At 30.0% G+C, this 12093-nt stretch carries 11 protein-coding genes; 4 read left to right on the forward strand and 7 right to left on the reverse strand.

Annotated elements, in window-relative coordinates; all coding sequences use genetic code 11:
- Nucleotides 1–574: 574 nt before the first annotated feature.
- The 5 genes from Y7E_RS0106475 to Y7E_RS29315 form a co-directional block, all read right to left on the reverse strand.
- On the reverse strand, nucleotides 575–1195 hold the full coding sequence (locus tag Y7E_RS0106475) for a helix-turn-helix domain-containing protein (protein ID WP_017150475.1): 621 nt from the start codon (nucleotides 1193–1195) through the stop codon (nucleotides 575–577).
- A gap of 268 nt (nucleotides 1196–1463) precedes the next feature.
- The gene (gene mobV, locus Y7E_RS29305; protein WP_017150476.1) at nucleotides 1464–2780 is read right to left on the reverse strand and encodes a MobV family relaxase; all 1317 of its coding nucleotides are present in this window, start codon (nucleotides 2778–2780) and stop codon (nucleotides 1464–1466) included.
- A gap of 560 nt (nucleotides 2781–3340) precedes the next feature.
- The gene (locus tag Y7E_RS0106495) at nucleotides 3341–4564 is read right to left on the reverse strand and encodes an MFS transporter (RefSeq protein WP_017150479.1); all 1224 of its coding nucleotides are present in this window, start codon (nucleotides 4562–4564) and stop codon (nucleotides 3341–3343) included.
- The gene (locus Y7E_RS0106500; protein WP_017150480.1) at nucleotides 4561–4953 is read right to left on the reverse strand and encodes an S-adenosylmethionine decarboxylase family protein; all 393 of its coding nucleotides are present in this window, start codon (nucleotides 4951–4953) and stop codon (nucleotides 4561–4563) included. Before Y7E_RS0106500 ends, Y7E_RS0106495 begins: the two co-directional genes overlap by 4 nt.
- Nucleotides 4954–5056: 103 nt before the next feature.
- Complete coding sequence (locus tag Y7E_RS29315; protein ID WP_017150481.1) at nucleotides 5057–6505, reverse strand: coproporphyrinogen-III oxidase family protein; 1449 nt, start codon at nucleotides 6503–6505, stop codon at nucleotides 5057–5059.
- A 402-nt stretch (nucleotides 6506–6907) separates the two neighbouring features.
- On the opposite strand from Y7E_RS29315, the gene Y7E_RS0106510 reads away from it, so the two are divergent.
- The 3 genes from Y7E_RS0106510 (at nucleotide 6908) to Y7E_RS0106525 (ending at nucleotide 9158) form a co-directional block, all read left to right on the forward strand.
- Nucleotides 6908–7186, forward strand: a complete 279-nt coding sequence (locus Y7E_RS0106510; RefSeq protein WP_017150482.1) for a hypothetical protein — start codon at nucleotides 6908–6910, stop codon at nucleotides 7184–7186.
- Nucleotides 7187–7576: 390 nt separating this feature from the next.
- The gene (locus tag Y7E_RS0106515) at nucleotides 7577–8149 is read left to right on the forward strand and encodes a tyrosine-type recombinase/integrase (RefSeq protein ID WP_017150483.1); all 573 of its coding nucleotides are present in this window, start codon (nucleotides 7577–7579) and stop codon (nucleotides 8147–8149) included.
- Between the two features lie 487 nt (nucleotides 8150–8636).
- Nucleotides 8637–9158, forward strand: coding sequence for a hypothetical protein (locus Y7E_RS0106525; protein ID WP_017150485.1), 522 nt, complete (start codon nucleotides 8637–8639; stop codon nucleotides 9156–9158).
- 147 nt (nucleotides 9159–9305) lie between these two features.
- Here Y7E_RS0106525 and Y7E_RS30755 read toward each other — a convergent pair whose 3' ends face one another.
- On the reverse strand, nucleotides 9306–9707 hold the full coding sequence (locus Y7E_RS30755; protein ID WP_017150486.1) for a hypothetical protein: 402 nt from the start codon (nucleotides 9705–9707) through the stop codon (nucleotides 9306–9308).
- Between the two features lie 456 nt (nucleotides 9708–10163).
- Nucleotides 10164–10724, reverse strand: coding sequence for a DUF3967 domain-containing protein (locus tag Y7E_RS0106535; protein WP_017150487.1), 561 nt, complete (start codon nucleotides 10722–10724; stop codon nucleotides 10164–10166).
- A 464-nt stretch (nucleotides 10725–11188) separates the two neighbouring features.
- On the opposite strand from Y7E_RS0106535, the gene Y7E_RS0106540 reads away from it, so the two are divergent.
- Nucleotides 11189–11938: a YhfM domain-containing protein gene (locus Y7E_RS0106540; protein ID WP_017150488.1), complete on the forward strand. Its 750-nt coding sequence runs from the start codon at nucleotides 11189–11191 to the stop codon at nucleotides 11936–11938.
- The last annotated feature ends 155 nt before the right edge of the window (nucleotides 11939–12093 follow it).

The following is a 12093-nucleotide window of genomic DNA, read 5'->3' on the forward strand; positions in this document are numbered from 1 at the left end:
GTAAATGAGCTGTCCATATGGACGGCTTATTGTATTTTTTTATGGATTTAACCATATCTTTTGGTTCAATTTTGCTTTTTGGCTAGAGTGCTGGCTCGTCGTGTGGGGGCGAAACCCCACGTATTAAACGTATCGATATATAGTATAAGAACTATTTTTGAGCGATTGATTCAAGCGGTTCGGCTCGTATACTTGCTAGTCCAAGTCGAGAACCATTGTTTTGCTTTTTGTCTGTCGGCTTGGCGAAAAAAGCACACGAGCCGAAAAAAGTTCCGAAAGGACTCTTTAAAAAAGAAAAGGCAATAGCCTTTAGGTGAGGATAAACGAACCGATTTTTTTAAAGAGAGGGTGGAGATTTTTGAGTGTTCTTCTCAAAAATACTACCCGTTCCTTTCGGAACTTTTAGCTATATATATAGAATGAGATAGTTATAAATACAAAAAGTAGCTTAGGGCTAGTAATATAAACAATTCATACTTTTTTTTAGCGTATCAAATTTGATACGGTAGCGTATCAAATTTGATACGGTGTTTTTAGGAATATATTCAAATAAAAAAGAGCCGTAAAAACGACTCTAAAATAATTTAATTGGTAACTTACTTAAGACAGTATTTTTACTCATTACATTTTTGAATTGTAAAACTAAATGTTCTGAAACATCATCTTTACTACCTGAAATAATAATGTTTGGATTTACAAACAAAACATAATCTTTTGCTTGCTGGTTATCTTTAAAATCTCCTGATATCGATTTTGCTAAGACACCTTTTTTAATCAAAGAATTAACTACTCTACTAACTTTTGGTCTTGATGTTTTCAAAACCTCGGCAATTGTTACAATAGTTAGCGCACAAGGAAGTTTCTTCTTAACATCATCTACAATCGCATTAGAGTACATACTTACATTACATTGTAAATCCGTTAAAAATACTTTCTCCTCACTAGTAAAATATTTTTCATCTCGTAAAAACTTCCAATTTTCTTGAATAAATTGAGAAAATCTAATTTTAGATGATGGTTTTTTCTTCTTTCCTAAATACAACTCTTCACCAGTTGCTTGAGAAATTACTTCCATCGCTTTCTCAATTTCCTCTTTTGAAAAACCAAAATCATTTTCATACTGTTTTCTTTCAGACTCTAAATCTCTTTGTCTAGCATTTTTTTCAGCTTGTCCAAAGTCTAAAATTTTATTCACTGTTACCCTCCTAATATGCCAGAAGGAAACCAAAACCAATATTTTTTATGTATATTTAATAAAACAAATAACTATATTATCATTCCCAAAACGTGTATTGTTTGATAAAATATGAATAGTTATTTTATGAATCATTTTTCTTGGTTAGGGTGGTTTCCTACCTGGAAAATTCTTAAGAAACTTTGTTCGCAGCAAAGTTTCTTTTTTCATTTTACCACAAATTTCTACATAAAACTTTAATCCTCATCAATTGAAAACATCTACTCTTTTAACGTTCCATCCCATAGTCTCGGTCTCGTTTTTTAGACTTCATTTTTAATGACTTTTCCTTCTTTTGTTGTTCAATCTCTTTTTGTTTATCACTAAAGAATTTTTGAACTCCATTACGCTCACTATCATCTACAAAATGGCGCTTCAACAGCTTTTCCCCCATTTTATCTAACACAGTTGCTTTCATATAACCCACCATATTTGCAAGTTGAGGCACTTTCTCTTTATAAAATTCCTTGACTCGTTCCAACGTTTTCTTCAAAAAATCGTTTTCCGTTTTTAATTCTTGATTTTCAGTCTTAAGTTGTTGATTCTCTTTTATTAAATGTTCCACTTTTTCTTCTAAATTGATTTTATCCTTGTTTAAAAGGTTATTATCGCCTATAAGCTTCTTATTTTGTGTTTTAAGCACATCTGAAGCTTTCGCAAGGGTTTTGATAACTCGATAGTCTTTCGGCTCCAAAATAACCCTTCCTGTCGCTTTCTCAACCTTTTTAAACATTTGACGTTCCCATACGATTTCTTGATGCACTGAAATTTTATCTAGTTTTGAAATATGTCTCACATCTGCTACTAGCTTATTTGCCATTTTTTTTGCATGATCTGCTTTTTTTAATGCTTGTACAGCCTCATTTTCATGATATTTTGTTTGTTCTTTAAATCCTTGAACTGTCGCATGTTTAATATCTTTTGTTGTACCTCTTTTCAGCTTATAACCATGTTCATTCATACACTGATGATATCTATCTTGCAAATTCGCTAAATCTTCTTTTGTTTCAATAAACTTCTTACGACTAATTTGCCATATATCAGCTTTTCTACGTCCGTCATACGCCTTAATTAACGGAACTGCTACAACATGCAAATGTGGCGTCCTCTCATCCATATGAACTACTGCATGAATGATTTTATCTTTTGTTATACCAACATCTTTTTCAAGAAACTCAAAAGACTGTTTCGCCCAAGCTTCAATTTCTTCTTTCGATTTATTCTGAAAGAATTCCTCATCACTCGTAAACAAAAATTCACAAGCCACATCATTTTTGGCACTATTGATTGCTTGATCAAATGATTTCCGTCTATCAGATCGCATACTTTTCATACGTTTCTCATGATCTATTTTCATTTCACTTGTAATCTCATTAAATCGTTTTAAATATGTATCCTCACATTTTACAAGCTCGATATTCTCGCTTGATTTCACCCGATCAATATCATGATTTGTATACGAGACTCTGTCCGCATTATGCTTTCCAATTCCTCGTAGATCGCCTGTTGTTTTAATACCTTGCACTCGAAAAATAGAGTAACTCACAGAGCCAGCCCCCTTTATATCCGTCCACTTAATCATGGCATAGAGGGTAATTGGATGTCAATTAGAGAACACACTCTTATATTGTCACTAGGCAACAATAGAGTGTGCCCTACGGGACACGTCGGCTTCGCCGATCACGGACAAGCCGTGCAAAAACAAAAACCTTGGGCTTCGCCCAAACCCACTGGGGAAATCTTCCCCAGACCCCATAGAAAAAAACACCCCCACCCCCCTCAATTTTTGAGGGGGCTCCCTCGCCGGTAGGCAGGGTCAAAAGGATACCTTTTGACAACCGCAAGAGGGTCTGGGTATAGTGAGTATGTCAACTCCTTAATGCTCCTTCACTTCACTTTCGTTTCGTTCTGTCCGCTTACCGTTGAAACATACACCAATTCTTTCGTTTACTGTATAACTTAATTTAATATCCCAGATCTTCATTGTTAGAAATAATTACATTTACATCAATATCTTCTAAAATTTCTAAAGGTACATCTAAAATATAATCCATTATACATTTATCCCTTCACTAAAAAATTTAAAATCCTTTTATTAGAACCGCTTTATAATTCTTTTGTTATTTGTTTATTAGTAGTATGTTGATAAAAAGGAGTAGCTGGAAGAATATACAAAATACTAGCTACTATTATAAAAAACACAGAAGATATAAACATTAAAGTAGAACCATAATATTCAAGAACAAAGCTTGCAAATATTGGTCCTAACGAAAAACCAATAGCTCTAAATTCAGCAATACTAAAATATAGTGTTTTTTTGTCTGACGGAGAAATACTATTAATAATAATATCACTACCTGGTATAGCAAATACTTCACCCATAGCAAATATTAAAGTTGCGATTACTAAAATTACTATATTTCCATTAGATACAGCAAATAAACAAAAAGCTACTACAAATATTAAATTTCCAATTAAAATTGATACTGTATGATTAAGTTTTAAAAATTTCTTTTCTAAATACATTACAATAAATTGTAATATAATTCCCCCAACTGAATTTAAAATTAATAAAAATGCAAATAACTTTTCAGGTGTAGTACTAAATTCTTTAAAAGCTAATGAAAAGACAGCTTCAAATTGAGAAAAAACAAAATAGATTAATGCACCAGCTATAATATATATAATTAGTTTAGAATCTACAGATTTTAAACTAGAAAGTTTTAGTTTTTTCTTAACTTCTAAATTAAAATCATCAACATTTAAACTATTTCTAGTAAACAAGATTAAAAGAATACTAAACAAAAAAAGAGCAATCGACATTATTAAATTTGTATATTTCGGAAAATCTACAATCCAAATACAAATTAAGGGTCCCAATATTGCTCCAAGACAAATTACTATATAATTAATTCGAAATACTATATCTTGTGACTTTATTTTATTTGCATGATGTGCAAATAAGGATCTAATAACAGGTTTCCAACAAACTCCTCCAAAACCTGATAAAATACTTAATAATAATAACTGCCAATATTTATCAGCAAATATAAACAAACTATATGGAATGATTAACAAAAATAAACCTAAGATTAAACATTTAATTTCACCTAATCTATTTGATACTAGAGCTCCTATAGATCCAAAAAGAGCTGTTATTATAGGAGGTAAACCTATTAAAAATCCAACTTGTGATATAGGAATTTTCAAATTAACATTAAAATACAATGCAAGAATAGGCATTGAAACATATATTGCTAAACAATATAAGAAATTTAAAAAAGCTAAAGTGAGTATTTCTTTGTTAATAGTATTAATATTTAATTTCAATTATAATCTCCCCTATTAACTTCTCTAATTCTTACTTGATCTGGTTGTAAAATCGCAACAATAGTATTTATAATTAATTTTGGATTACAGCTTTTCTTATATGATAGAACATCTAAACAAAGCAAATTTTGTTCTGGATATAAATGTAAAGTAACACGCCCTTCCTTCAAAATAGCTATTAACACCGTACCATTTTGACTTACACGTTCAAATTGAATTGATATACAATGTGCTTGGGTTCTATTTATACCTGTTTTTATAATAGACTCAAGATTATTAATATCAGTCATATTCTCAAAGAAAACTCCACTTATATCTCCCAAAACATGTTTAATATAAAAGCTATCATTTTGCTTTTCTAAAACTTCTTGAATAATTCTCCTCCGCATAACATATATTCTCCCTTTTTAAAAAAATTAGAAAGCACTTCCTTAATGAAGTACATAAAATTATTATAACCATTAAAAAAGTGCTATCATTTTAAATCAACTATCACACTAAAGTAAGTTTTTTTTCAAATTCTAATAATATATTAGAATCTTCGACAAAACGATTCTTCTGTTGTGATCCCTTATTAATATATTTAAGAATAGCCTCTTGTTCTGAATCAGGTGATAAATAAAACAATAAATTACCATACCAATTCCATCCTAATTCAGTTAATCTATAATGTGTTCCATCATCAACAACTAAACCACGCTCAATTACTTCACTTAATCTATTCATAACTTCTGGCCTTACTAAATCAAAATTTATTTTCGATTTATCAGCTTCTCCATGATAAGGTAAATGAAAAGATATACCTTTGCTTTCACAAATAGTTGGATCAAACTCAAACAATTTCATATCAATAGAATCACTTGAAAGTAAATCTTTTACATATTTTTTCGAATTATTATTATTACCTATAATAAATCCATCCATGACAGAATAAGCTCCACTACCGAAACCAATTATTTCATGTCCTTTATACCCATAATGTGCTTCATGATATTGGAATCTATAAGTATCCGTAACAACTGGATTACGTTGAATAATTTCATTACTAGATTTAACATATCCATGTCCATTATGTGGATGATATCCGTTTTCTCGCATATAATCTCTCAAAATAACATTCATCAGTATTTTTGCAAAACCTGATGTTGCTTCCATATTTTGTTCTCTAAGTTCTCTACTCAATTTAGCTTGAGTAACAACATTATTTATTGGATAAACATCAATAGTTGGCGTATCAAGTTGAACAACATGATGTAAATCTCTAACAAAGTCTTCTATAGTTTGTCCATGCATACCATATAGCATATCTACTGAAACATAATCAAAATTATCTTTTAACAACTTTACTTTTTCAAAAATTAAATTAGTATCTTTAACTAAATTAAAAAATTCTCTATATTGAGGGTTAAAAGTTTGCACTCCCATTCTTGCATGAGTAACCCCAATTTCTTTCAAAGCTTCTATTCTATCTTCAGTTACAGTTGTTAAATGACATTCATAATTAAATTCTTTAAGTTGTGATAAATCGAAACATTCTTTAATAGCATTTCCAATTTTCAAAATTTGTGAAGGTTTTAAAATAGAAGGTGTACCACCACCGAAAAATATAGAGTGTATTGGATAACCACTAACATTTTGATATTTACTCTTAATTCTTATTTCTTTAATTAGTGCATCTACATAACTTTCAAATACTGTAGGATCCGTATTGATTTCTCTTGAAAAAGGACAAAAAGTACATATAGCCTCACAATAAGGAATATGAAAATATAAAGCTCGAAATTTAGAATTCTCTCCTGCAAATTTAAATATATTAAAACTATTTTCCCCTATTTTCTCTCTAGTTTTTGCACTAATCTCTTCATAAGAAAATGGAAAAAACCAATTATAAATTGGTAATCTATAATTAAATGCCATAAGTCCATCATTTAACAATTTCATATAATCAAACCCCTTCTGAAAACATATTAAGTCTTAAAATTAAAAAACAACTCGTAATTCATATATGTATTAAGAAGAATTTTCTTAATATAAGATAGATTGTTACACAATTTATTAATAAAAAAGTAGTGTGTGAATTAACATCTACACACTACTTTTTTATTTAAATACCAATCATTTATAAATTACCAAACGATATCCCAAACTACTTCAGTCATTAATATCCCCTCCTTTCAATAATGTAAAAAATATGTAAAACAACCATTTTATGGTCACTAAACATAAAATAGAATAACACAAAAGCACCCATAAGACAATTTGTTTTTATAATTTTTTGAATATTGAAAATAATAAATTAATTATATAAAATATGTATTATATTAATTATTAGGAGGATTAACTATGTTATTAGATAAGAATGATATAACATTGGAAATTAAATTAAAAAATCAAAAACCTTCGGAACATTCACTGGAAGAACTTTTAAAAAAAGGCATTATCAATCTTGATTTAAAACCAAATGAAAGATTTAATTTAGCTTTAGAAAGTGAATTAATAATTCATAACTACCCTAAAAAAGGTGAAATTCACTCATCAAAAGTAAAAAAAATAAAAACAAAGTATAAAAATTTATCAGGTGACATTGAATATATAAAGTACTCACTAGAAATTTATAAATAAATACAACATACAAATAAACCAAAATAAACCATTTATTGTGATTATTGTAAATGGATAGCTGTTAATTGAAAATAGATAAATTATGAATATAACTATGTTCTATATTGAGAAATTTTAAGAATCAATTATACTCACAAAAATAGCCTTATTATCTTTAAAAACATCATAATTTATCTTTAAAAAATCAATTTTATAAATAAATTTCTCAACTATTGATAATAAATATAAATAGTTGAGTTTTTTTTATAAATGTCCGAAAGTAAACTTTTGAATATTTGTTTACATTCATTTCCCCTTAAACATTGACCTCACACCAAATCCTCTGATATCCTCAAAATTAACAACAAAAGTATACATTCAAAACACTATACATAAAGAGGTATAAAATCCATGAACAAAAAACCACATCTCATTGATGTCCAACCTATCCGAACAAAAGAACAAATCGAAGATATGAAATGGGCTCTCAAACGCCACTGTTCAGAACGAGACTATATTCTATTTCTAATTGGAATCAATACAGGATTACGTGTCAGTGATCTACTCAAAATCGAAACGCAAACCATAATAAAGCTAAAGCGAAAAAAGAGAAAAGAATTCAAGATTAAAGAGGGAAAAACAAAGAAAGAACGCATAATTAACCTTACTTCTATTTTTGATGAAGTGTATTCCTATGCCCAAACCCTAGAAAGTACCTGGTTATTTCCTTCTCGAAAAGGAGAGCAACCCATCAGTAAGATACAGGCTTATCGACAACTACAAAAAGCCGGAGATTTTGCCGGTGTAGAATCCATTGGAACTCACACTATGCGTAAAACTTTTGGTTATTGGTTCTATAAACAAACAAAAAATGTCGCTATGTTGCAAGAAATATTGAATCACAGCACACCACAAGTTACACTCAAATATATTGGAATCAATAAAGAAGAAAAAGATAATATTCTTGATACATTTCAAATTTAATTAACAAATATATTTATAATTTATTAAGGAGTATACATATATGAAAAAAAGAAAAAAGATACTTATTACTTTAATTTTATTTTTCATACTTTCCATTATTTTTTGGCTTATAGTTAGGATTTCACTAATTCATTTTTGGATATTCTCACTGATTCTCTTTACTCTAACAATATATACATCTATAAATGATTGGAAAAAGAATCGTAATGATAGCATTTGGTCAATTGTAGCCTCTGTATTTATTTTATTATGTATTATCACTCAATTATATATTCTATATCCTGTCAGTTAACATAAACTTACTTATCAGTACTCACTGTATCTAGAAAAAACCCCTTCAATTTACTTGCTGAAGGGGTTTCGTATTTACACAATTCTTGTTATCAGAAGTGAAAAATGATATTGAGATTAAAGGGCATGATAAACAATACAGTATATTGCAAGTATTTTTAAGGAGAACCCATTAATAAGTAAAAGACATAAAATATTGATATCAATACTTTTTGCTTTAATTATCAGTGTTATTAATACTCCTGCTAATGCTCAAGAACAGCAGTCTTTTGAAAAGTTTTGGTATAAGATTGGTTATAAATCTGTCGGAGAAGCAATAATTGAATGCGAAAAATTATTTCAACGAGGCATTACATTGCCGATAAGGCTACCATCAGTAGAATTTACTCATCACTTTGGACGTTGTAATAACAGTGAATATAATGTAAATGATAGTTTTGAAATTGAGTATATAAATGAGCATACTGGTACGAAACATTATATGATAAGAGTCCGCCCTTTAAAGTATAAAATTCCAATTAAACAAAAACTGACTAAGAGTGTATATACACTGAAGGATAAATCGAAAGCAATATTATTTCGTATAAGGGGAAGTTCAAGTCTTGATACTCTTACATTTGAAAGGAATGGTTGGCAATATATACTGATTATTGATAGTAAAGGATTAGATAAAGCTTCATCAAAAGTCTTAGTCCAAATTGCAAATACTATTGAGTAATGAATAAAACAAAGAGGTCTATTAAGACCTCTTTGTTTGTTTAATTAACGTAAGTCCCGAATGCGGTAGTCAATGTATCTAGAAGCCTATAAAAATACCCTCCGGGTCAACTAGCCGGAAGGCATTGTTTTTTCATACGAACAAGTTTTATTCTCCAATCGGAATTGAAATTTCTTGGTTGGCAATTGACCCTAAATTTTCTTTAAGCCACTCATCAGATAATGTCCCTTTAATGAATGTCCCATCGTCTTTTTGAACGGCTATACCTTTATTAGTTCCTATATCTTTAATTTTGTAAAGCTTTGTTCCCTCTTTAAATACATTTGATGCTGTTCCTTGATAGTTGCGCCCTTCTTGGTCAATAAACTCTGTTACTTCTCCAATCCTTTGTCCAACTTCAACTTTTTCAACTTTCTCACCATCACTGACCACATAAACTTTGTTCTCCCAGCTTACAAACTCGAAAGATAAAGCTTCGTTCGTTTTTTTCTGAGCAGAACAGCCAAGCAAGGTTAAAGAAATGATAAGTGTTACAAGAAACATTTTCATAATTTCACTCCTAACTAATTTTGTATTCCTCTTGGAAGGTAGTATTTAATTCATTGAAAAACTGGTTTGCTAGTTGGTTCCATGCAGGACGGAGACTATCACTGCCTTTATTATAACCATCAAACCTTAACGCTTAGTGAGGAGTTTTCTTAAGATTCTCTTAATATTCCGGAGAAAAGTAACCTTGAAGGTTCTCTTTATTCAACTAACCTGACCATTGGTAATGTATATTCCCTACACTAATAGTTAACATAATCTCTCATTATCGGTAGCAAGGAAAACGCACAAACCTTTGATACAATTGAGTTTGTGTGTTTTTTCTTTTTATCGTGCTATTCATGATTTTATACATTGTAGAGATATTGGGACTTTTCAGGTTTATGAATGTCCTGTATTAGTACAAAAATCTGTATAGAATTCTGTATAAAAAAATCCTGCATATAAGTAAGGCTTTTTCTATTTCCAAAATTGCCACCACTTTTTTTGTTGAGTGGCTGCAATCAATTTTTTAGTCTCCTGGGTTTCACGGATCATAGTCATTAGGTTTTGATCACGCTCATCCATTCTTTGAATCACAGCTTTTTGAAAATCCTGTTGTTGTTTTTGCTGTTCAATTAACCATTCCTTTAAACTTTCCTCATGTTTTTTTAGTTGTTCAGATACTCTTTCAGTAACAATTCTATCCAACTCTTGAACAGCTATAACTTCTTGTCCTACTCGGGTTTGTTCAGTTTGTTGTTCAGTTGTTTGGATAGGTTCAATGTCTATATATTCAGGGAATCTTTCTTTACTGAGGAGCTCAATAATTTGTTTTGTTTGGAGGTTTCTTTTATTTCTCATTTTAGCTATAAATTGAAAAACAGGTATACATTCTCGATGGATTAAATACTTGTTCTTTTCGCCTTGTTGGAATTTTAAAAAACTATCGTAGGTCTGACAGTTTCGTTTTATAGTCATAGCTGATACTTTTATTTCCTTGGCTACTTCTTCAGCTGATAGCCAGTCTTTTTGTTGCACTGTTCAGATCACCATCCTTCTAAACACCTAAACATCTGAACTAAACACCATTCAAACAACTGAACAATTCTATGTCTGACAAGGGTTTCCTTGTTTTTCTGTTCAGATGACTGTTTAGATAATATAAAACTAGTTTAACATCTGAACAAGCAATATATGCAGGAATTCATACGAAAATTGCTAGAAATCAAAACAGAAGGACTAGCATCATTACAGGAATGTATGAAATGGCGTATGAAGAATAGATCTTAAGTCACGCACAGAATGTTGATATCATGGAGATTATGGTAATATCTAACTACCAATAATAGGACGTTATGTTAACTTTACATGCATGTTTATTAATTACCTGATTAGAGATATGTGATCTAAACTTAGCTTATTCGAGGTACTAAGTTTTTTAATAAGAATAGTGATTTATTGTTATGATTAAATTTATAATATTTTTTAGGGAGGAACTCAATTTGAAGAAAACATTAATTGTTGGAGGATTATGCTTATCGATCGCTGCTTTAACTGCATGTAGTAATGGCGGTGAAGAGGCATCCACTGAAGCTAACAAAAATGAGATTATTATACATATACCTAAAGAAAAATCTAGAAACCTAGAACGATTTGAAACATTTTCTCAAAATGTAAAAGATAAGAAAAATGATGAAATACAAATTAAAAATTATTTAACTGACGAGGAAGCAAAAGTACCAACTTTACAAACTGTAACTTATCAAAATGAAAAATTCACTTTTACTTACAAGTACAAAAACGACTATAGAAAGGATATATGTAATAAGTTTGTTACTCCTCAAGAAACACATGATATAGCATATATGCTAAGAGATTGTGAACAGTCAGAAGATGGTATTATACTTCATAATACAGCGAAGGACGGTGAAGGAGTACACTCCATAAAAGATAAGTCTATTGAATATATTAAAGTTGAGGGGGATAAAACCTACATATTCGTAAAACAATTTGATGTTGGAGCATTCGTGAACGCTATCACCCATATCGGGCATACACATTCAAATATATCCAGTACACACAAGCCAAATTTCAAATTAAATGTTCACTTTTTAAGTGGAACAACTCAAACATACTATTTGTGGATTGATAAAGAGAAATCACAAGGAATAATTATGGATTCAGAACAAACGAACCAAGGACATGAAATCGATAAAATATTTGTAGATGAAATCATAAAAGCGTTAAATTAAAACGTCATATTTTAATGCGCCTTGTTAAGATGCACTTTTAAGATGATTACATTTAACTCCATTACTATTTTAAAAATAGACTACCATCATAGGTGATTTTCTTATACTTCCGCTAACGATAATTATGTAAATGAGCTGTCCATATGGACGGCTTA

This window comes from Bacillus bingmayongensis (genome assembly GCF_000299035.1).
Taxonomy (GTDB): Bacteria; Bacillota; Bacilli; order Bacillales; family Bacillaceae_G; genus Bacillus_A; species Bacillus_A bingmayongensis.

Excerpts from the sequence above, each read along its gene's own strand:
- Y7E_RS30755 (WP_017150486.1), bottom strand. The coding sequence starts at position 9,707 with ATGAAAATGTTTCTTGTAACACTTATCATTTCTTTAACCTTGCTTGGC.
- Y7E_RS0106500 (WP_017150480.1), bottom strand. The coding sequence starts at position 4,953 with ATGCGGAGGAGAATTATTCAAGAAGTTTTAGAAAAGCAAAATGATAGC.
- Y7E_RS29315 (WP_017150481.1), bottom strand. The coding sequence starts at position 6,505 with ATGAAATTGTTAAATGATGGACTTATGGCATTTAATTATAGATTACCA.
- Y7E_RS0106515 (WP_017150483.1), top strand. The coding sequence starts at position 7,577 with ATGAACAAAAAACCACATCTCATTGATGTCCAACCTATCCGAACAAAA.
- Y7E_RS0106510 (WP_017150482.1), top strand. The coding sequence starts at position 6,908 with ATGTTATTAGATAAGAATGATATAACATTGGAAATTAAATTAAAAAAT.